Origin of the sequence: Paraglaciecola sp. (assembly GCF_039964565.1) — a bacterium.
Lineage (GTDB): Bacteria > Pseudomonadota > Gammaproteobacteria > Enterobacterales > Alteromonadaceae > Paraglaciecola.
In genome coordinates this window covers 53,095-74,160 of record NZ_JBDVXF010000016.1, presented here as the reverse complement: position 1 = coordinate 74,160, position 21,066 = coordinate 53,095, and the positions used below count along the sequence as shown (strand labels likewise).

Genomic DNA, 21,066 nt, shown 5'->3' with positions numbered 1-21,066 from the left:
GGCGAGCGTGTAAATCAATTCCACAATAGTATGGATGTGTATTAGTATAAAAGTTCATTGAGCTTCTCCGTTTTGGTTTTGTCACCTATCAGAGTAGCCGAAAAGTTACGCTGATTGGGGAGGCTCAATGAGTATCAAGTTGCTCAAGGTGGACTCTCAAAGTTCCGTTCGGTTTTGGCACCCTCTAGTAAGGCGTTAACGTCTGCTTTGCAAAACTTTTAATCATTACAATGCTAATCTCGAAAGTATGTTTCTGGCACATGACTTTTAATCAGATTTCGTTAAGCTCTATTATTAATGTTTGTCAGTTTAGCTGCTAATTATTCCCTATTTTCACGACTTAATAGAATAGTAATCCAAATAATTTTAGAGATATTGAGAAAATAATTCTTAGCGTGATCGAACACAATAAAAAATATTAGTTCTGTTTATGATACAAGTTAAAAATGATGACATTTTTTAAAATAGTAACGCGTTTGGTAACGTGTTTTTTGTTGTGTTAATTTTAAATTATTATTTATCAGGTGTTTATGTTTTTGTGTGGAGTCCGCCCACTGTACCATTCGTAATAACAATAAACCGACTTTTTGTCGGTTTTTTTGTGTTTGAAATTCGGTGGGTTTGAGGGGGGACTTCACCATTAGGTTGGGCAAAAACACGTCCTTATAGTGTCATATGCATAACATGCGCTGACGCTTGCTGGCGTCCTTGCCAGTTTATTTCTCGAATCCCTTCGAACCAGATACTCTTTTTCAACAGCAAAAAAGAGTATCCAGAAAATACCGCTCACTCGTGAAGTTTTTGTGCTGAAACTTTAAATGCGGGAAAGTAGTGGCGGAGCCACTAAAGCAGGCATTGGAAAAGCCAATTCTCTTGCATTGCCACTTAGAATGTCCATGTAATTAACGCTCTATCGTCTGTTTATGTCGATTGACCCACAAAATGGAGTCGATTCAATTTAGCTCAGCTATCTCACTTTCAGATCTCTGCGGTAAACACACAATAAACTCAGTGCCTTTGCCGACTTCACTCTTCACCTCAATATCACCACCGTGATTTTTGATAATGCCATAGGATAACGATAATCCTAAGCCGGTGCCGCTGCCTACGGGTTTAGTGGAAAAGAAAGGGTCAAAAATTTTGGACAAGTTGTCAGGGGCAATACCATGGCCTGTGTCACGGATACTAACTTTTTGCCATTTGCCCTCGGTATAAACTTTAATGTAGATATGCCCACTATCGTCAATAGCTTGGCCAGCGTTGAGCAATAGATTCATGAACACTTGATTTAACTGCATAACCATACAAAACAAAGGAGGAATATTTGGTTCGTAGTCCTTCACTAATTCAACCTTACATTTAAACTCACTGTTGGTAATTTTCAGAGTGCTTTCAATTCCTTCTACTAAGTTAGAGTGCGCCCATGATTTAGTATCGGCATGAGAAAATTCTTTTAGGCTTTTAACAATAACTTTAACGCGCTCAGCGCCATCTAGCGACTCGTTGATTACGTCAACTACTTCATCTTTTATATAGTCAAATTCGTTACGCTCATAAAAATCATGTTTTAGTTTAGCAAAGGTTGTGTCACCTGTTTTATCAATTAATTTTGCGGCAAAGGCGCCCACCTTGATTAGCTTTTCAGCGTAATCTTGTAGGCACTGCAAGTTGGAAGAAACAAAGCCAATGGGACTATTTATTTCGTGAGCAACACCGGCTGCTAACTGACCGATGGATGCCATTTTTTCAGATTGAATTAATTGACTCTTGGTGTCTTCGAGTTTTTGAATGAGTCGAGCTTGTTCTTTGTGTTCTTGATCGAGTTCGTCAGCGGCTTTGGATAATTCATTGTAGTAGCTTGCTTGTGCGGTGACGTCTTGGATGGTAATGCATGCATATTGCACTTCTTTGTTTTCATCCATTAGCGGCAATATTTCCATGTTTTGAAACATCAAGGTTTCTTCACCGGTGATTGGTCGAGAACTCTGGAACTGAAATATATGCGGCCGTTGTTCCCAGTAGGAAAAGCTCTCATTTTTCAGGATAAATACGCTGTTAATTTTCTTTTTAAGAAAACGAGCCTGCTCTGGAAATAATTCAAGTAATGATTGACCCATGACGTCTTTTTCTTCTAGCCCTAAGCGATCAGAGAAAAAGTCATTCCAAAATACAATGCGAAATTCAACATCTACCATGCAAGCACCCATAGGCAACTTACGTAGCAAATTTTCTAGTAATTGGGGGTTGTGCATACAGGTTTATCCTATCAATGCATCTAAGCTACTCTTTAAGGTAACAATGGAGTTTTCTTCTAAACAGATCACCACTCTTGCATTGAAACTAAAGCTCTCGATGCTAAAACTCACTTCTACCAACAAGGCTGTATCCCAACCGTAGTTCACCGACTCTGAAACGTTAGGGCTGTACAATGTCGGCATATTTAAGTGGGATTTCAGCTCTAATTGCTCAGATAGACCACTAAGGCAGGCACCCGATAATATATTTGTCAGCTCTAAGATCAACTCTTGCGTTTGCGTATCTGACATGGGTTTTTCATAGTCCATTAACTCACCTAACGCCTCACATCCATTTTTTCCAATGAGTGATAATACCTCACCTTTTATTTGCCCTAAAAAAGACTGTCTGGCATACCATGTTACGTCTCCATGGCTAAATATTTCCACTAAATCTTTAGGGCTCGCCTCACTGATAGTAGGAATAGACAATGTAATCTGTGTATCGATGAGCTGGGCTAAAGAACGAGCAGCTTGACCCATAGAAATATTCATCATTTCTTGCAGGGCGTCTCTTTGGTCTTCTGTTAACAAGGGTTGACTCATAATAAACCTACCTCGTGCAATGTTTCTCTGAGTTCTTCAGGTTTTAAGGGTTTTTGCAAAAAACGAAAGGCGCCTAAGGAATTCACTAATTCTACTGTTTTGGGTTGAATATCTGCGCTTATCACAATAACAATGGTTTTTTGATGGTTACTTTTAACGTGCCGTAATACATCAAAGCCATCCAGTATTGGCATATTTAAATCTAAGAATAATATATCGGCAAGGCCTGCTTCCACTGCATCTATCGCTTCTTGTCCATTGGTGGCTTCTGAAATGTTAACATCCCAATCTTCAGGAATGGCACGGCGAACGTTTTTACGAGACATCGCAGAGTCATCTGCGATTGTTACCGGTATACGCATATTTGATTTCCTATTTAGTTTATGGATTAATTTACGCGTTAAACGTAAAGATAGATTAAAAATAAAATACTTGGAAATTTTAAAAAAGCGAATTAGGACATTAGTAAGTATCTGGTTCTAAAGTTATTTTTAGACTATCTCTTTTAATACTTGGATTAATTGTTATTTCTTTAATTTACTTAGTTCGAGATGTAGTATTTTTGCAATAATGCCAATGTTTCCAGAAAACAGTGTAGCTTGTTGGTTTGTAAGTTCAGGGATTTGTTTCTTCATAGGTCTCCTATGTTCAGTTGGTGCTTTTCAGAGTTGGTAAAATTAGGTGTGTAAATAACCAACTAAAAGCTCAATTAGGATAGGTGTCTGCATTAGATTGCAATCACTTATATGATAAAGAATGATGAGCTTCTCCATGAGAACGCCGAAAAGTAGGCCTCAATCCATTTAAAGGTTAGAATTTCGAACAACTGCCTCTCTCACAGGTTAGCGAAAAACTGAGTTACCGTTGGCATACGAAAACAAGATGGGAAGGTTAAAAAGGCACTCTATGTTTGTAAGTTTACTCAAAAAGTTATTTGGACGTAATGCTAGTGCAAGGTCATCAGAGACCACAACTAACAACCAAACAACGTCGTCCCCGTTAGATACAAAGCGGCCTGTTACATCCGATGCACAGGAAACCTCAGCATTAGAGCATAAAAATAATCAAGCACGTGAAGAGGCATTGGCTGAGATCCAAAACTCTCAGATTGAGTTACGCCGTGCAGATGTATTGTTTTACGATTACTTACTAAGCACTCCTTCAGAGGGTTTTGTCTCTAAACTAGAACAAGAATTATTGGTGAACATTAACCAAGTTCTTAGCTACTCTTCAAAGGTCGTGAGTTCGTTACCTAAGTTGCCTCATTCGGTAAATAAATTGATGGGTCTTCTCGAATCAGATGAGTTTGATTTATCAGCATTTTGCAGTGTGGTAGAAAAAGATCCAACCGTAGCCACACAGTTGATTGCGGTTGCCAATAGCGCACATTACAACCCCAGTGGTTCGGATGTTTCTGATATTAGACGTGCCTTTGCTTTGTTAGGCAGTCAAGGGGTTAAAGAACATGTGTTGCTAGCCTATGTTAAAGACTTGGTCAATGTACCAAAAGTCTACTACAAAACATTTGGAGAAAAGATTTGGGTACATAGTGACGAAACCGCAGTTATTTGTCGTGAACTTGCCAAGCAGCGTGGATTAGATCCCGACACTGGATTTCTTATTGGTCTGGTACACGACATTGGGAAAATATTTATATTCAAATTGATAGTAGAAGCATTCAGAAAGTCACACCCAGATGAACAGTTAGGTTCTATGGTGATTAAAAAACTACTACATCAAAAATCGCTACAATTGAGCATACTGATCACCGAACAATGGCAAATGCCCTCGGTTATCGTTAATGCGATCCGCGATTTAGCTCAACAAGGGAATAACCCAAATACAACGCCTTATGGGAGTTTACTGATTGATGCTAATTTCATTAATGAATGGCAGTTGTTAATTGCCGCAGGTTTAGTGTCAAACGACGAGTTTGAGTTAGCCAAATTGCGCAAGCCTCTGTCAGCAGACGCTCGCAATTATATTGCACAATCGGCTTAGGAATCGGCTTAGGCGGTAGGTTCTTAAAACTAACCTTTAATTCCGTGAATTAGTATGGAGGAAATTAGCACTAACTTTGTAGTTAGGGTTTACATTAATTCTTCATTTTCAAAAAATCACCCTGTTATTTTCGGCTTGTTGGTGGGGTTAAATCTCTCCTAGTATCAACCGCGTTTGTTGCCTGCAGGACTGCAATATATTTTCTACTGAACGCCTATCATCTATTGTTCGTGAAATTGCTACTGCCCCAATAATCATAGAAGTTAAGGAAATTATACTCCCTTCTTCGCACGTAGCGTCAACGCCGGCATAATCCATAATTATTTCATTCATTTTCTTGTAGGCTTCTGCATAGGCGTCTTTCGCGGCTTTATCTCGTGACACTATATCGGTTGCCAAAAAAGCCAAAGGGCAGGGTTCTTCGCCCCTTACGTGTTCTACGCTAAGGTAAACATCTAGTAATTGACTCAGCCACTGTTTTGAAGAAATATTCTTAGGTTTCTTTTTGGTTAGTTCACTATTCATCGCTGAGTATTTTAGCGCTTCGCTATATAAGTTAGATTTGCCACTGAAGTGCGCATAAAAGGCTCCCCTAGTGAGTGAGCAAGCTTCCATTATCTCGTTCACAGTTACTGAATCAAATCCCCTTTTGGAAAAAAGTTCCCGAGCACTATTAAGTATTTTTTTTCTGGTTTTCTCTTTATGTTGTTGTGAGTAAGGCATTCCATATCTCAATTGTTTATATATGATCTTTATCATATAAAGAATGTTGTTAGGATCAAGCCTTACTTTTTAACCCAAGGATCGCAAACGTGATTTATGCAATGTTTTTTATTTCTATACTTACGATAATTGTCGGCTTGATAGCCGTTAGAGCTCGGTTTATTAGTATTAAAAGTGGCCAAATGTCTATTGAGTATTTAAAGTTGATGCAAGGTCAAGAGGCACCCGAGATGGTAATAAGGTCGACACGCTGCTTTAATAATTTGTTCGAAGTTCCTGTTCTTTTCTATGTTGTTTGTACACTGTATATCGCCTTAGGGATTGAGAGTTTTGTGGCAACTGTTATTGCTTGGCTATTTGCGGCCTTCAGGCTCTCTCAAGCATTTATCCATATATACTACAATGCTGTAAGGCATAGAATGGTTGCATTTGGATTGTCTGTATTGTGCGTATTATTGCTCTGGGTTAATCTCGTTGTAGTAAAACTATAACAAGTTAAATGACTCCCTCAAAATTTAAGGATGCAGTTTGGCTTTGTCCTATAGGGTGTTGATCAGTTTACTTTTGTCAGCCTGCGCTTATTCTGCAGGTAATGGGGGCGTTAATAGCCTGGATTGTTCTCAGGTTCAAACAGAATGTCTTCATGGTACCTACAGTGAATGGTTTCAATAAAATGCAGAGTTAGCTTGTAATTGTTCTGGTATCTAGCTTTCTCTAACAAGCCAGGTTAGTAGAGTATTTATTCGCTAGACTTTGGAAAAAACACTCATAAAATTCCATGCTAGGGGTGTTAGTTGTTTAAGTTACTTATGAATCAATTTCGGAAACGATGAAACAGGTTACCCTGCGTAAAGCAGTCTCCACAGAGTTGCAAAGCATTATTAAGATTGATGAGGAATCTAGTCAACTTTATGAGACGTCTGGAATTAAATTCGATTTAGATGATGAACATCCATTTGTGGTGGCTGAATCTAAGAGGTGGGCAAATGCAATTAGTCAAGGCCTTGCGTATGTTGCTATAGATTGTAATGGGATAGCGGTAGGCTTTACTACATTCTGCTTAGTCGACGGTCAACCTTATTTAGATCAACTTTCGGTGCATCCAGATAATATGCGTTTAGGAATAGGTACAAAGCTACTCAATAAAGTAATCTCTTGGAGCGGTAATAGACCGCTTTGGTTAACAACGTATGCAAACGTACCGTGGAATAGACCTTATTACGAGAAACGTGGATTCAAACAGGTGCCTGAAGGAGCTTGTGGACTAGTGCTCCGAGAAATTCTTCACAAACAGCGCTTAGCACTTCCAAACCCAGATGAAAGAATAGCAATGGTGCGCTACGGTCGATAGTACTTCACATATCACGCAAAATAACATGAGCCAGTAAACTAGCAGAAGCTCCACTGTATCCTTGTTTTGTGCTTAAATAGCACAAAATCAATCGAGTAGGTTATGGCATGCTATTGAGTGGAGTTAGGTGCTGGTGGTAGTTTTAATTTACAGAGAATGTTGATGATTATTAGAGATGCTACTTTTAAGGATTCCGCTAAAATTGCCGAAATCTACAACTTTTATGTTGTTAATACAGCGGCCACTTTTGAAGAAATTCAAGTCTCAAGCGATGAAATATCTATTCGAATAACAAAAGTTCAAGACGCTAATTTACCATGGATTGTTGCCCTCAAAGACGATGCAATCTTAGGTTATGCTTACGCTACTAAATGGAAAGAGAGAAGTGCGTATCGCTTTTCTGTTGAGTCAACTATTTATCTTTCTAGCCAAGCTCAGGGAAAAGGTTTGGGTACGCAGTTATACAAAGCACTTTTGGTTAAACTCAAATCCCTCGGTATTAACAATGTCATTGGTGGTATCACTTTGCCTAACCCTGCAAGTGTTGCTTTACATGAAAAATTGCAAATGCAAAAAGTCGCGCATTTTCCTAAGGTAGGCTTCAAGTTTGGTAAATGGTTAGATGTTGGGTATTGGCAACTCAATCTTAGCGACTAATAAAAAGCTGTTGTTGCGTACATACAACACAACCATCTTAATGTTTAAGGCCCGTTTACATCGGGTGAATTGATTGCTATTTCAAAGTTCAAACGCCGCGCTTAGCCAAAAGATCACATAGTCGATATTTTGAATGAAGGCATTGATATGAGTATTAGGGTGGCTGCAAGACAGCACTATGATGGCTCGTAAATTATACGAAGGCCAGCGGCTGTTGGTGGTCAGCAAAGCATACATGGCCACTAGAGACAGACCAACTCATCCAACTGATTTATTAAGTTGGGATTGGATAAAGTTTGATATACGTTCGAGTACCGTTGAATTTGAATCGACCTCTGGTGAAAAAATCTCAATCTCTGAAAATTCGAATCTGACCGTGAATAGTGCCGATGCGTTGTCGCACTTTGCTAAGCAAGGCATGTGTTTAGTCGATGTGCCCGAACATATTGTTGCTGATGATATTAAAACCGGTGACTTAGTTCATGTGTTACCAGATTGGAAACTAAAACCTTTAGGCTACTATGCGGTTTGGCCCAATAAATCACGACGGGAAAACCTGACATTGCTCTTAGTGAGGTTTTTAGCGGAGCGATGTGCTAGTTAAGCGATGGTTTATACAGGGTGTTGATTGCCATGTTTATAGCAATTGCTTTGTTTAGGTCACAAACAACGAAGTCTGCTATTCATCAAGCAGACTTAGTTAGCGAGCTTTCGTCGCCAAATGGCCTTGGGATTAAATACCTCTATCAACAAACAAGGCAAAAAGCTCAAGGTCAGTAACATCGAGGCGAATAAACCAAACAACACCACTATGCCTATTCCGCGATACAGCTCTGTTCCCGCTCCGGGTATAAACACTAAAGGCGCCAAACCCAAAATGGTGGTGGCGGTTGACATTAAAATGGGTCGTAAGCGTGTAGCGACGGCTTCTTGCACGGCTTGCAAAATAGGCAAATGGTGTACATGCAAATTACGCCGTGTTTGTTCTACTATCAAAATTGGATTGTTGACTACTGTGCCCAGTAAAATCACAAAACCTAACATGGTGATCATATCTAAGGCTTGATGGCCGGTATCAAAACCTATAGCAGCCAGCAATGCCCCCACATTATTACTCGCCACTAAGCCCACTAATCCCCCTGCAATACCGAGTGGCACTGTGGTTAAAATCAGCAAAGGATAACCCCAGTGGGAAAAAATCATCACTAACAACAGATAAATTAAGATCAAGGCCACCATAAAATTACTCAATAGTGCGCTACGGGTGGCAGCTAAATCATCGGCTGCGCCGGTGATGTTAATTGCCACACGGCTAGGTAACTCGCCGTTCGCTTTAAGTGCTGGGATCAACTCCAATCGTACTTTATCCACCGCGGTTTCTAGGGCAATGTCATCGGCAGGAATAATATACACAGACACAGTTCGCTGGCCATTGACCCGGCGCAGTTCCTCACTATCGACAGTTTCACGCAGTTCAGCTAATGCCGACAAAGGTAAAACCTGACCACTAGGCGTATGAATAGGTACTTGAGCTAAACTATTGATTTGTTGGCTGTTACCTGCGGTGCTGAACAAAAACATATCCACTTTGTCGTCACCATCAATAAATTCGCCCACAAATGCACCATCGCTGTAGGCAGCAACAGTAAAGCCAAACTCAGCTGGGTTTAACCCTAGCTCTGCTAATCGCTCCCATTTAGGATGTATTTCAATTAAAGGTTGATCAAGTGACAACGAAGCAGGTGAAGAGTCAATACGTGGCTCTACAAATACCGTCTTGGCGCGGTTCATGACATGACGAGCAGTAGTATACAAATCGGCTAAATCAGGCCCGGTGATACTTAGCTCCACCGCCCTTGTACCACCTTGATTACTGGATATAATTGAACCCCTAGAAGAAAACGCACGCATACCAGGGTATTGTTCGAACAAATTAACAATAGCCGCCATCATCAAATCAATATTTTGGTTATTGCTAGGTTCACTCATCACCCACACTTGCCCTGCGCTAACTCGTAACAAATAGTACTTCAGGGGCGGCAAGATATGTTTGCTAGGGTCGTATTCTTCATCGGTTAGTGCTTTGGCGCGGTCGAATTCCAATCGCACTTCGTCGCCGATACGCTGCATTTCTTCAATGTTATAACCAGGCGGCGCCACCATTTTACTAAACGCTTTGGGCTCTTCCCCTTCGGGCAAGTATTCTGCGGCGGGCATTAAGATTATGGCTAAACCTAAACTCACAAATAAGCTCACCAACATGGTTAAATAACGACGTTTTCCGTTATAACAAATCCAACGGGTCAAGCCTAAAATACCGGCCTTGTTATTGGTTTTTTCTCGCTTAACTACTCGGCCGCCAATGGCAGCACTGGCCGCTGGCACAATAAACAAAGCAAACAACATAGAAGCAATAATCGACGCAGAAATAGCCAAGGCGATATCTGAATATAACTGCCCTGCTTCTTCATCAATAAACAACACAGGTGAAAATACCAATACCGTAGTCGAGCTTGAGGCCAATACCGCACTCCACACATCACGCACCCCAGCCACCGCGGCTTTGTAGCGTTCGAGACCACGACGTTTGGCCTGTTCAATACTCTCTAACACCACTATGCTGTTATCAACAGTCATGCCAATAGCAAAGGCAATCCCTGCCAATGAAATCACGTTTATAGTGCGATCAAAGGTAGCTAATCCAATAAATGAGGCAATGGTACAAACTGGAATACCCATTAAACAAATTAAGGTGGCGCGCCCCGACCTTAAAAATAAATACATCACTATGGTGGCTAGTAGCGCCCCTAAACATAAGTTAGTAAACACATTACTTACCGACGACTCAACATAACGCACATCATCGCCAATCATATAAATACGCATGCCATTGGGTTCTAGTAAATCGACTTTGATCTTTTCGATCTCTTCCAGCATGGCGCGCTTAATATCTATGACGTTTGAGCCTAGCTCACGTTTTACCGACATAGTAAAAGCCGGCTCGCCATTCACATAAGCCACACCACGTTTTTCATAGTGATCAAGACGAATTTCAGCCACATCACCAAGACGAATATTGCTGCCATTTCGATGGGCGAGTATTAAGGTTTTTAAGTCATCGACTTCGGCAAAACGCCCTTTGGTACGCAATAAATAGCGGCGTTTGCCGTCGTTAATGTCGCCAGCTGATATATCACGATTTCGGGCTCGAATCGCGTTATTGACATCATTGATATTAATATTTCGTTGCGCTAAACGGGCTGGGTCCACATGGATTTGAATTTGCCGAAGGGTGCCATTCATATTTACTTGCGACACACCGGCAACCCGTTCCATTCTGGGCCGAACATTGTCATCAATAAAATCGCTGATCATGTCCATGTCGAGTTGGTGTGGATTGCCCAACTTTGGAAAAACCGCAAAATACATAAAGGCATTTTCTGAAAAGGATTCACTAAATAAGCGCGGTTGGTCAACGTTTTCTGGGTAGTTAGGCACTTGGCTTAAGGCATTAGAGACGCGGATCAAAGCCTCGTTTGCATCCACTCCAAAAGGAAATTCTAGCTCAATTACCGCTTCGCCCATTTTGGCAAAAGATTCCATACGGCTTAAATTTGGCAATGAACGTAAATAACGCTCTTGCTCAAGGAGGATCTCTTTTTCAATATCTTGTGGGGTTGCGCCCGGCCAACCGGTTTCGATACTAATAATCCGAGTATCAAGATTAGGGATCATTTGCACAGGCATGCGCAGGGCGGCCACTATACCCAAAATACAAATAATCAAAACTACTACACTTAGTAATCGCCCCTGACTGACGGCTTTATCGATCATGGTGTTAGGCTCGACTTGCTGCTGATAGTCACTGTACTGCCTTCACTTAATAATTCATTGCCGCGGATCACCACGTGATCGCCAGGCTGCAAGCCTTCTTCAACTAAATAACCGTCTTGACCGGCTGGTCCTAGGGTGACTCTACGCCGTTTTGCTACCCCGTCTTGCACAATAAAAGCCGTGTAATTGCCATCTGCATTACGAAGTAGCGCATCCCGAGGCAGTACTACTGCAATTTTAGAGTGTTCAAATACAAAGTGAGCTTGGGCCGATGTGCCGGGTAACAAAGCTGAAGAGCTTTGCTGGGTAGCCAAACGTAATAAAAAACTCCGTGACATATCACCTACTGGTACTAAAGTATCGATGCGCGCCGCAATTTTCAGCGTAGGCTGGGTATCGGGTTGAATTTGCACCGATTGAATATTGTCAATATTCGTCAGTTGCTCTTGGGGCAAACGCACATCTAAGCGCACATTATCTAGTGACACTAAGGTAAACACTTGGTCACCCTTAGAAAGCCATTGACCCAGATCAGTCCAGCGAGCACTCACCACACCAGCAAAGGGCGCATATAGTTTATGATAGCCTAATTGAGCTTTGGCAATTTGGGCATCTGCCTTGGCTTGCTCTAATTGTGCTTTCGCAATTGTGACGTTACTTTCACGGCCACTAATTTCACTTTGGGTCACATGCTTTTGTTGCAGTAAACGTAGTCCTTCGTCTAACACTCGCTGCGCTTCTTTTAATGTAATTTCGGCGGCACTCACCTGTGCAAGTGCGCCTAAATGCAACTGTTTAGCCAGCACATCATCTAACTCAAGTAATAAATCGCCAGCTTTAACTTGGCTGCCCACGTCCACATGCAGCTTAGTCACTAAAGCCTCGGTAGCCACCGACAGCTCGGCTTTATGCAATGGATTAATGGTGCCACTGAGTACTAACTCTGTCGTTAAAACAGTACTTTTTAGCTCTTGGGTGACCACCCGAATATCAGCTGATTGGGCGTTTACTTGCAGTGAAAATAAGCAAGTCACTACATATAGATAAATTTGCCGTTGAAGAGTCAAGATTGTTTCCCTACCGCGCATAAAGTTAAAAAATGATTATCATTTATATACAATTGAGAATCAATTTCACTAATTAATATTGGTTTTTCGATACATAAAATCGGTTATAAACTTAAATAGCCTGAGTTCAGGTTAATACACAAGATATGGTTTTCTCATCATCACTAACAATAGGGCGAAGAGATACCTTGAGTAGACTGATCAACTGCAGTGCTATAGTGATGTCATCTATTCTGCGCCTGAAGGTCTTGGCTTTATGATAGGAATAGACAGAGTAACCACAATGCCAATTAACGCAAAAGCACCTAAAAACACAAATATGCCTCTTGCGAAACCGTACATTTGGCAAAATAGCACAACAGCTACCAGGTTAAAAAGTAGCCCTGTTAATACAGATTTTGGCTGCTTTGCCAGTGAGCCTTTGTAGTTTAAACACACAATACCTATGCAGACTAAAATGAGTGCAATTGCCAACATGTTAGACTTCTCCTACTAAATTTTTTGCTTGGCTATATTCGCGATTAACATATTGTTTTTTAAGTTTGCTCACGACTACCAACAGCAAGATACCAAGCAGCATCAAAACTAGATTGACTGACATAGATACATAGTGTTTCGTCTGTAACACGTTAAATATATGACTTCCTGTTAAAATCGCATCTAATGGCATAACGAGGATCAGCATCCAAGCAGAGGGCAACAGAATAGCTTTTAATGCGTTTGATTGTTGAATAACGAAGGGCATTAATATCGCAACTATCCAAACCGAGAAAAAAGTCAGAAATATACTGTCTGTGTGGTTTTGACCTGCCATCCACTCATTGAGTATCAATTGAGCTGGGAACAAGGTGACCGTAGCTAGTACTAAGCCCCCACAACAGCCAATGAGAAGGCGGTTAAAATTTTCATAGGTACTTTTTTTATGAGCTGGGTGTTGTGCATTTAAACCACGTTCTATCCAAAGCATTAATCCGGTAATAGGCAATAATGCGGTGGCTAAACCCAAAATCGCCCAGATACTTTTTACGAAAATACCACCAAAATTGCCGAAGTGAAGAGGAAACATTGCATCTAAGATTGTGCCTGTTATGCCTTCTAGGCGACCAAAGTTGGCTTGGGTTCTAAGTAACTCTGCAGTTGCGCCGCGATAAACCAGTGTCTCGCCACCTAACTGTTGGCTTCCGTCACCACTCAAATATACCAGCGCGTTTTTATCGCCATAACCCATAACCGTAAATCTACTAAATGTTAAGTCAGGCCTGTCTTTAATGCTTGAATCAATGATGTCAGCTAACTTTGTTGGCATGGCGACATTAGCAATGACGGGAGGCTTCACCGCGGTAAAGGTTTCTACTAGCTTTTCTTGGTCTCCGTTAAAGCCCACATAAGCAGCGGCGGGTATGAGAATAACAGTAGCGAGTCCTAAAAATGCACCGGTAAAAGCAATGACAGAATGGAATAATACTGCCCATACACTCATTAGTTTATGAGCATCATTTAACATCAAAGAAAACGTTTTAGTTATTCTAAAAGTAAAAAGTTGCGCCAGTATTTTTCGATGTATAAAAATGCCTGTGACGATGGACACCATTAATGTTAGTCCAAGCAAACCCGTTAATATTAACCCAACAGGCCTGCCGAGGTGCAAGTCAGCATGGAAGTGCGCCATAAACGTAGACATATCCAATGTATGTTGATTGAAAAACGTCTCCATATCATTTTCAGCCAAAAGCTCCCAACTCACAGGATCAAACTGAAATACTGTGCCTTTGTGTTCTTCACCGCCTTCTGCTGTTTCGAAGTGGCCTTCAAAAACCACTCGGGCCGAACCATCCACTCTTGTGCTAGGCAGTCGAACATGCACTTCTTCTAAATAGTCTGGCCCAACAATTTCGGCATACTGTGCAATAGTCTCGTCGAGTTTTTGTGATTGTACTGGGATTTCTGTTCTTAAATTTTCGTTTGCCCAGATTTTTAATTCTGGTCTGGCAAACACTGCCACCGCCCCAGTAAAAGCGATGACAAATAGTAAAATTCCGGTTATCAAACCAACCCAAGAATGCAGGGTATAGAGCTTTTTAATAGTGATACTTTTCATTCTATTAACCTGCCGTCAAAGCAAAATAAATACAGATACCATGACCCAAAGTCAGACTGACCATCACTAACCAAATCCTTAAAACAGATCTTGCCAAGTAGCTGTATAGAAACAATGCAGTCCAAATGAATGGAAAAAATAAAATCGGCAGGCCAATCGAGTCGTTTTGATGCAAAGGCAAATATGTGGCCATGCCGGGGATCATGACAACAGAGGTGATTAGGGTCATAACAATTGCCAAGACCGTTCTATTTTTAAACGCATCAAAAGTGGCATTTTTATAATTAGGTTGCATGGGAAAGCTTGGGTCAAGAAATTAAAAACGTGACGATACATTAAAGAAAAAATTTTTACAAATGATAATTGTTTGCAAAGCTAATTGGTAATGATTATCATTTAAATCAAGATAAACAAAAACTATGGACACACAATGACACTCAAAAAACACACTTTGGGAGGGAGCATCGCGCTTGCTTTAGTCTCAGCCAATGTATGGGCTGAAACCCCTCAAAATCCCGAAAAAATAGTGGTTACCGGGCAAAAAATAGATAGAACACTCAAAGAAACACCAAACAGCGTTGTTGTTGTGACTAACGAACAATTAGAAAAACAAAATGTACAAAACATAACGGACGTTTTTTCTGGAATGGCAAACGTTTCAGGAGATATTGGTCAAGGTTTTACGATACGTGGTATTGATGCATTTAACGTGTCAGGAGGAGGAAATAGTTATTTAGCCTCTATGTATTTAGACGGCGCCCCCTTACCTTACCGTGTCGCTAGAAGTGGCGCAGTGCCGGTATGGGATTTAACCCAAATAGAAGTATTTCGTGGTCCACAATCCACCTTGCAAGGACGTAATGCGCTAGCGGGGGCGGTACATATGAGAACCCAAGATCCCACCTATGAATGGGGTGGAAAAGCCAAACTCACTGTCGGTAACTTAGGACAAAAAGAATATGCTTTTGCCGGAGGGGGAGCGTTAATTGAAGATACCTTAGCTTTCCGCGTGTCTATCGAAGACAAAGAGTTAGCAGGGGATATAGACAATATTACCCGTGGCGAAGAGTCCAATTACGAAGAATCTGCAACCGTTCGAGGCAAATTGTTATTTCAACCTACGGATGATTTTAAAGCATTGCTCACAGTGACTAATACCGAAAGTGAACTAGGTCCACAATGGTCCTTGTTTGAAGAGGGCGCCAGCGCTTTTGACCGCGAAACCTGGTACAACTCGGATATTTGGACCAAGACAGATACCGACATTGCGACCATAGAGTTAACGTGGGATATTTCAGATGAGATGTCATTGGTTTCGGTATTTACCAAAAATGAATCAGAATACGGTTACAACTGGGATGGCGATATGACTCCCGAACAGTTAGTGACAGACAATTTATACGCAAGGGTTGATAAGACTGACAGTCAGGAAATACGTTTAACCTATGACGGTGATAATTTAGAAGCCGTTTTAGGCGTTTATGCCTCGCAACTTGGGGTATCTGACAAAGCCTCGGGTGATAGACTCATTAATTTACAAAATGCCATTGGTGTGGACTTTCCAACAGCCGTGGTAGGTTTTTTGATGCAGAATGGTTTCGACCAAGCCACATCAATCGCTATGGCAGGTCAAGTCGCCCCTTTATACCCAAATATTGATCCCATAGTGTTGGCGTTGAATTCCAGCCTTAATCAAAACGTTGATTCTAAAGCTATATATGCCGATGTGAAATATTCAATCAATGATTCAATAGATATCTTGGCGGGTTTACGATTTGAAAATGAAGAACAAAAGAATGCCTCAGATTCTATCTACACCATAACTAATACCATGCCCGACCCAAGTACCTTTGATGCACAAACTGGGCAATTGATCGCGGGGATAAATGCTTATCTTAATAGTTTTGCCGATGCGGCTTCGGGGGTAGAGCCTCCTTCATCCGCTGATTTTGACGCATTTTTACCTAAGCTAGGGGTGAGTTATCACTTCAGCGATAACATGACTACCAGCCTTATTTATCAAAAGGGTTATCGTTCAGGTGGCGTCGGCACCAATACTGCCGACAACTATCTATTTACTTATGACGCCGAGTATACCGACAATATAGAGCTGTCGTATCGTTCTGTTTGGATGCAAGGACGGCTTATGTTTAACGCCAATACCTTCTTTACCAAATGGACAGATCAACAAGTGTTGAATCAACTGTCTACCCGTCAATATGATGTGGTGACACAAAATGCCGGAAAGTCAGAAGTCTTTGGGATCGAAGCGGAAGTTTATTACTATCCAAGCAGTAACTTTTCTATCACCGCGGGTCTAGGATATGCAGATTCAGAATTTGTGGAATTTAGTTATGTCATCCCCGGAACCGAGATTGAACGAGATCTGTCAGGACGTTCCTTTGCCGATTCGCCTGAATGGACAGGTAACATTGCCCTAGAATACGAGTTTGAATCAGGATTATTCGCTAATTTGAATGCGAACTATCAAAATTCGTCGGTCGCCTATTTGGATAACGAACGCTCAACAGGCAGGGCAGGTTTTGATCCCAAAAATGACAGCAGGCTGCTAATCAATGCTCAAGTTGGTTACGATTTTGGCAGCTATTCAGTTAGATTGGACGCGCGGAATTTATTAGACGAGCAATATATAAGCCGTTACTTGTTAGATATTGAAAATCCAACGAGCTCTTATGGTCAGCATCAACTAGGCCGTTCGCGCCAAATTAGTTTGTCTTTACAGGCTCATTTTTAAGATGCAAACAAACAAGTACCGATTGAGGTCGGTACTTGTTGTTTTGAATCTGGCTACACTTGCTGCCAATTGAATTGGGTAGCAAATAAATACAAATATTTATTGATAATCATTATCATTTGCGTTAACTTGATCTTGTCAAGTTAATTGGTCTTTTCTTGACATCGCTCTAGGGTAGGTATTCTCCGAGGGGTACCTGCCCAATTCTATCCGTCCCAAGATAATGTTCGCCTAATTCAAATCAACGTAACTAACAAAACAATTCTGCTAGGTTCAAACTGACACAGCTGCTGGAGATCCTGAATTAAAAGACTTTAAAGCTGAAACTCATCGATATCCAAATAACAATTCCGCTGACGGTCAGCTTTGCCTGCGGCAATGTTAAATTTAGCGTGGGTTTTACCTTGTCGCTCATATAGGTTTTTGAGATCAGTAAATGTAACAAATGTAAAAGTACTACTTTTTTTGTTTTAATTAAATGAGAATTGTTCGCATTAAGAAATTTGAAAATAATAGGAGCTTTTCTTGAAAAAACGAGTCTTTATCGGTGCCGTTTGTACTTTTGCAAGTGCACTGTCATATGCTGATACCCAAACAACAGAAGATACAACAACAGTTGAAAAAATTACTGTGGTAGGTGCTGCCACTAATTTAAGTATTACAGCTGAAGATATTGAGCAATATCAGGCAAGTGATCTAGCAGATATTTTTAAACACGCCCCTTCGGTGAGTGTGGGCGGCTCGGTAGGGGTTGCGCAAAAAATATATGTACGAGGCTTAGAAGATTCATTTTTAAATGTAACAGTTGATGGTGCCCAGCAAACCTCAACGCTGTTTCACCACATAGGTCGAGTAACCATTGACCCTGATCTTTTACAACAAATTGATGTGCAAGCCGGAGCGGGTGAAGCAACAAGTGGCCCGGGTGCGATAGGTGGTTCGATTCGATTTAAAACCAAAGACGCGCAAGACTTATTGCAACCAGATCAACGTTTTGGTGGCCGCATTAAAGCAAACTACTTCTCAAACGATGCCACTCGTTATAGTGGCAGCCTATATGGAAAATTAAGTGATACTTGGGGGGTTTTAGGTTACTTCAGCACAATTGACCGTGACAACATGGAAGACGGCGATGGCAACGAGATATTCGGTACCGCTGCCGAGCAAGACATGTTATTTATCAAAACCAGTGGCGATATCGCCGAAAACCATTTTTTATCGTTGAGTGTGGAACAACGTGATGAAAAAGGAGAGTTTTCAGCTCGTCCAAATTGGGTGGTACTTGAAGGTGCAGCACTTTATCCTAGCGAAGCGCAGCGTGATACTTATGTAGCCAATTACCGTTTTGACCATAGTGCTATGGTTCAGCTAGAAGCCACGGCTTACCAAACTGAATCATCTTTTCGTGGTGGCCGATTTGATTGGTTAGCCGACATTGATAGCTTTGGTTTTGATCTTCGTAATACCAGCGAAACTTCACAGCATAAATTTGTATACGGTGTGGATTATCGTAGTGATGAAGTCACAAGCGGCCCTGCGGAAGGTGCGGTAGAAAATGCTGAAGAAGGCAGCGTTTTAGGTGTATATGCCCAAGGTTATAGCGATCTTACTGCTGATTTATTGTTAAGTTATGGGGTGCGTTATGATGACTATGATTTCCAGCAAAATATTCTTGTTGATGAGTACTATGGTGAACCAGTTACTGACGAGGCGTCGTCATTAAACGACTCAGAAGTCAGCTTTAACATAGGTCTAGCGTACCACGTAAATGAAGACTGGACACTTGGTTTGGGATACGCGCAAGCCGCCCGAGGCAAACAAATTGGTGATGGGTTTACAATTGATGGGTATCTATATGATGGATCAGATATCCCGGTAGTGGCAGACGATTTAGTACCTGAAACAGTGGAAAATATTGAAGCGTCTATTGAATATAATGCCAACAACCTAAACGCAAAATTGAGTGTTTATGATTCATCTTTGGATGACGTGATTTTCGAAGGCTATGAAGGAAACTCAGTCTTTAACAATATTGGCACGTTAGAATCGAGCGGTATTGAGTTTGATGTGGCCTATCATTGGCAGGATCTAGATTTCTACCTAGGTTTTGCCCATGCTGACACTGAGTTAAAACCTAATGATGGTTTGTACAACGTGGACTATTCATCCATCGCTATCAACGGTTATGAATTTGTAGGGTTAGGTAACAGCCGAGGTAATACTTGGGTAGCTGGTGTGGACTATGAGTTAAATGCAGCTGCATCTATTGGTTTTAATATCACTAAAGTCGACTCTATTGACATAAATACTCTACATCAAGCTGTTGACCTAGCTTGGACTGACTCCTTGTATCGTTTAAATAAGCCAAGTTACACAACAGTGGATGTTTATGGCGAGTGGCAAGCCACGGACCACGTATTGGTTAATCTTGCGGTAACTAACTTATTCAACGAGCAATATATAGATCATTCAAGTGTAGGAGATTACAGCGAAGTATTTGCTACTGTAGTTGGCCCTCATGAAGCGGGTAGAGATATTAGACTGTCTGTGACTTACGATTTTTAAGACTTAGTAGACTACCTATGAGCTTGAAACTCTTTAAAAGGTGGGTCTTTTGGGCCCACCTAATTACAGGTCTGGTTGCTGGTTTATTTATATTTTTTATGTCTTTTAGTGGGGTGTTACTCACCTACGAAAGGCAAATAAAAGAACTCAGTGAAATGCGATATACAGTAGAGTCTACGCCAGCATCACAGCGTATTACTACTGACAGAGTGGTTGAGATCCTACAGCGACTAAAACCGGATGAGCATCATATCTATGTACGCTGGGTCAATCGTGAGGGAGCCGCTGTGCCTGCTTGGGCCGGTCGATATAGCTATTTATTACATCCCTACACCGGAGAGGTACTACGCGAAGGGGAAGGTACGGCAGCTGCATTTTTTCACGTTGTCACCGATTTTCATCGCTACTTGTTGCTAGAAGGTGGCAATCGCTCAATAGGCAAAAATATTACAGCCTATGCCAATCTTGTTTTTATATTCTTGTTAGTTAGTGGCTTGTATTTATGGTTACCTAAGCGTTTTGGCTTTAAAGCATTCAAACAATACTTAACCTTTCCAAGTCGCTATATCAATGTTCATCATCGCAATAGGCAGTGGCACTTAGTGTTTGGAGTTTGGTGTTTACCGGTGTTATGTGTGATAGCTATTACTGCTACTATTTTTCACTTTTCTTGGGCAAATGTTGCCTTGTATGGCGCGTTTGGCGAAAGTGTGCCCAAGCCTGAGAAACACGAAGAAGTGCTAAATCTAAACGCTGATATTATTCCCTACGAAACCTTATTTAATCAGGCTAAGTTGCAGGCTAACAATAATGGCTATCAAGATTGGTATTCGATGTGGCTAGAAATTGGAGAGCATAAAAACGAAGCACGCTTTTACATCGATAAGAGTATTGGTCGTAGACAAGAGTTAGCTTACTCTCTATTTTTTGATACTCACACTGGCGAGCAGACTCAGGTATTACGCAAATCTGACTGGTCCAAAGGAGGTCAAGCATGGGGCACCGCGCGGTTTTTACATACTGGAGAATACTTTGGATTCGTGGGGCAAACCATTGCAGGTTTAGCCTCATTGTTAGCTTGTATCTTAGTGTATACCGGTGTTGTGCTTGCTTGGCGACGTTTAATTACTGTACCTTTACGACAAAAGTATGAGAGTCGCGCTGAATAACGCACA

General features: G+C 41.2%; 17 protein-coding genes. 8 read left to right on the top strand and 9 right to left on the bottom strand.

Features of this window, described 5'->3' with window-relative positions; translation table 11 throughout:
* Positions 1-953: 953 nt before the first annotated feature.
* From ABJK37_RS07925 to ABJK37_RS07915, 3 genes are read right to left on the bottom strand one after another with little or no spacing between them, the layout of a single operon-like run.
* Positions 954-2,252: an ATP-binding protein gene (locus ABJK37_RS07925; protein ID WP_348351825.1), complete on the bottom strand. Its 1,299-nt coding sequence runs from the start codon at positions 2,250-2,252 to the stop codon at positions 954-956.
* 6 nt (positions 2,253-2,258) lie between these two features.
* Positions 2,259-2,840 (bottom strand): chemotaxis protein CheC, encoded by a 582-nt coding sequence (locus ABJK37_RS07920; RefSeq protein WP_348351823.1) that lies wholly within the window; start codon positions 2,838-2,840, stop codon positions 2,259-2,261.
* Positions 2,837-3,202, bottom strand: coding sequence for a response regulator (locus tag ABJK37_RS07915; RefSeq protein WP_348351821.1), 366 nt, complete (start codon positions 3,200-3,202; stop codon positions 2,837-2,839). Before ABJK37_RS07915 ends, ABJK37_RS07920 begins: the two co-directional genes overlap by 4 nt.
* A gap of 544 nt (positions 3,203-3,746) precedes the next feature.
* On the opposite strand from ABJK37_RS07915, the gene ABJK37_RS07910 reads away from it, so the two are divergent.
* Positions 3,747-4,841, top strand: coding sequence for an HDOD domain-containing protein (locus tag ABJK37_RS07910; RefSeq protein WP_348351819.1), 1,095 nt, complete (start codon positions 3,747-3,749; stop codon positions 4,839-4,841).
* Between the two features lie 147 nt (positions 4,842-4,988).
* Here ABJK37_RS07910 and ABJK37_RS07905 read toward each other — a convergent pair whose 3' ends face one another.
* Positions 4,989-5,564: a helix-turn-helix domain-containing protein gene (locus tag ABJK37_RS07905; RefSeq protein ID WP_348351817.1), complete on the bottom strand. Its 576-nt coding sequence runs from the start codon at positions 5,562-5,564 to the stop codon at positions 4,989-4,991.
* Positions 5,565-5,665: 101 nt separating this feature from the next.
* Between ABJK37_RS07905 and ABJK37_RS07900 the strand changes: the two genes are divergently transcribed.
* The 4 genes from ABJK37_RS07900 to ABJK37_RS07885 all read left to right on the top strand — a co-directional run bounded on the left by ABJK37_RS07900 (position 5,666) and on the right by ABJK37_RS07885 (position 8,176).
* On the top strand, positions 5,666-6,055 hold the full coding sequence (locus ABJK37_RS07900) for an MAPEG family protein (protein ID WP_348351833.1): 390 nt from the start codon (positions 5,666-5,668) through the stop codon (positions 6,053-6,055).
* A 338-nt stretch (positions 6,056-6,393) separates the two neighbouring features.
* Positions 6,394-6,915: a GNAT family N-acetyltransferase gene (locus ABJK37_RS07895; protein WP_348351815.1), complete on the top strand. Its 522-nt coding sequence runs from the start codon at positions 6,394-6,396 to the stop codon at positions 6,913-6,915.
* A gap of 162 nt (positions 6,916-7,077) precedes the next feature.
* Positions 7,078-7,572: an N-acetyltransferase family protein gene (locus ABJK37_RS07890; RefSeq protein ID WP_348351813.1), complete on the top strand. Its 495-nt coding sequence runs from the start codon at positions 7,078-7,080 to the stop codon at positions 7,570-7,572.
* A 163-nt stretch (positions 7,573-7,735) separates the two neighbouring features.
* The gene (locus tag ABJK37_RS07885; RefSeq protein WP_348351831.1) at positions 7,736-8,176 is read left to right on the top strand and encodes a LysR substrate-binding domain-containing protein; all 441 of its coding nucleotides are present in this window, start codon (positions 7,736-7,738) and stop codon (positions 8,174-8,176) included.
* Between the two features lie 92 nt (positions 8,177-8,268).
* Here ABJK37_RS07885 and ABJK37_RS07880 read toward each other — a convergent pair whose 3' ends face one another.
* The 5 genes from ABJK37_RS07880 to ABJK37_RS07860 all read right to left on the bottom strand — a co-directional run bounded on the left by ABJK37_RS07880 (position 8,269) and on the right by ABJK37_RS07860 (position 14,866).
* Positions 8,269-11,406 (bottom strand): efflux RND transporter permease subunit, encoded by a 3,138-nt coding sequence (locus ABJK37_RS07880; protein WP_348351811.1) that lies wholly within the window; start codon positions 11,404-11,406, stop codon positions 8,269-8,271.
* Positions 11,403-12,473 carry an efflux RND transporter periplasmic adaptor subunit gene (locus tag ABJK37_RS07875; protein WP_348351809.1) on the bottom strand — a complete coding sequence of 357 codons (1,071 nt, stop codon included), beginning with the start codon at positions 12,471-12,473 and terminating at the stop codon, positions 11,403-11,405. The genes ABJK37_RS07880 and ABJK37_RS07875 overlap by 4 nt, the downstream gene beginning before the upstream one ends.
* Before the next feature lie 228 nt (positions 12,474-12,701).
* A complete protein-coding gene (locus tag ABJK37_RS07870; RefSeq protein WP_348351807.1) occupies positions 12,702-12,950 on the bottom strand; it encodes a hypothetical protein in 249 nt (82 codons plus the stop codon).
* A 1-nt stretch (position 12,951) separates the two neighbouring features.
* Positions 12,952-14,571, bottom strand: coding sequence for a PepSY-associated TM helix domain-containing protein (locus ABJK37_RS07865; protein ID WP_348351805.1), 1,620 nt, complete (start codon positions 14,569-14,571; stop codon positions 12,952-12,954).
* Between the two features lie 4 nt (positions 14,572-14,575).
* Positions 14,576-14,866 (bottom strand): hypothetical protein, encoded by a 291-nt coding sequence (locus ABJK37_RS07860; RefSeq protein WP_348351803.1) that lies wholly within the window; start codon positions 14,864-14,866, stop codon positions 14,576-14,578.
* A 135-nt stretch (positions 14,867-15,001) separates the two neighbouring features.
* Here ABJK37_RS07860 and ABJK37_RS07855 point away from each other — a divergent pair, with 135 nt between their 5' ends.
* The 3 genes from ABJK37_RS07855 to ABJK37_RS07845 all read left to right on the top strand — a co-directional run bounded on the left by ABJK37_RS07855 (position 15,002) and on the right by ABJK37_RS07845 (position 21,060).
* Positions 15,002-17,326, top strand: coding sequence for a TonB-dependent receptor (locus tag ABJK37_RS07855; protein ID WP_348351801.1), 2,325 nt, complete (start codon positions 15,002-15,004; stop codon positions 17,324-17,326).
* A 525-nt stretch (positions 17,327-17,851) separates the two neighbouring features.
* Complete coding sequence (locus ABJK37_RS07850) at positions 17,852-19,891, top strand: TonB-dependent receptor (protein ID WP_348351799.1); 2,040 nt, start codon at positions 17,852-17,854, stop codon at positions 19,889-19,891.
* Positions 19,892-19,908: 17 nt separating this feature from the next.
* A complete protein-coding gene (locus ABJK37_RS07845; RefSeq protein WP_348351796.1) occupies positions 19,909-21,060 on the top strand; it encodes a PepSY-associated TM helix domain-containing protein in 1,152 nt (383 codons plus the stop codon).
* Positions 21,061-21,066 lie beyond the last annotated feature (6 nt).

Excerpts from the sequence above, each read along its gene's own strand:
- ABJK37_RS07910 (WP_348351819.1), top strand. The coding sequence starts at position 3,747 with ATGTTTGTAAGTTTACTCAAAAAGTTATTTGGACGTAATGCTAGTGCA.
- ABJK37_RS07865 (WP_348351805.1), bottom strand. The coding sequence starts at position 14,571 with ATGAAAAGTATCACTATTAAAAAGCTCTATACCCTGCATTCTTGGGTT.
- ABJK37_RS07845 (WP_348351796.1), top strand. The coding sequence starts at position 19,909 with ATGAGCTTGAAACTCTTTAAAAGGTGGGTCTTTTGGGCCCACCTAATT.
- ABJK37_RS07895 (WP_348351815.1), top strand. The coding sequence starts at position 6,394 with ATGAAACAGGTTACCCTGCGTAAAGCAGTCTCCACAGAGTTGCAAAGC.
- ABJK37_RS07860 (WP_348351803.1), bottom strand. The coding sequence starts at position 14,866 with ATGCAACCTAATTATAAAAATGCCACTTTTGATGCGTTTAAAAATAGA.
- ABJK37_RS07880 (WP_348351811.1), bottom strand. The coding sequence starts at position 11,406 with ATGATCGATAAAGCCGTCAGTCAGGGGCGATTACTAAGTGTAGTAGTT.
- ABJK37_RS07925 (WP_348351825.1), bottom strand. The coding sequence starts at position 2,252 with ATGCACAACCCCCAATTACTAGAAAATTTGCTACGTAAGTTGCCTATG.
- ABJK37_RS07855 (WP_348351801.1), top strand. The coding sequence starts at position 15,002 with ATGACACTCAAAAAACACACTTTGGGAGGGAGCATCGCGCTTGCTTTA.
- ABJK37_RS07870 (WP_348351807.1), bottom strand. The coding sequence starts at position 12,950 with ATGTTGGCAATTGCACTCATTTTAGTCTGCATAGGTATTGTGTGTTTA.
- ABJK37_RS07900 (WP_348351833.1), top strand. The coding sequence starts at position 5,666 with ATGTTTTTTATTTCTATACTTACGATAATTGTCGGCTTGATAGCCGTT.
- ABJK37_RS07915 (WP_348351821.1), bottom strand. The coding sequence starts at position 3,202 with ATGCGTATACCGGTAACAATCGCAGATGACTCTGCGATGTCTCGTAAA.
- ABJK37_RS07920 (WP_348351823.1), bottom strand. The coding sequence starts at position 2,840 with ATGAGTCAACCCTTGTTAACAGAAGACCAAAGAGACGCCCTGCAAGAA.
- ABJK37_RS07890 (WP_348351813.1), top strand. The coding sequence starts at position 7,078 with ATGATTATTAGAGATGCTACTTTTAAGGATTCCGCTAAAATTGCCGAA.
- ABJK37_RS07905 (WP_348351817.1), bottom strand. The coding sequence starts at position 5,564 with ATGCCTTACTCACAACAACATAAAGAGAAAACCAGAAAAAAAATACTT.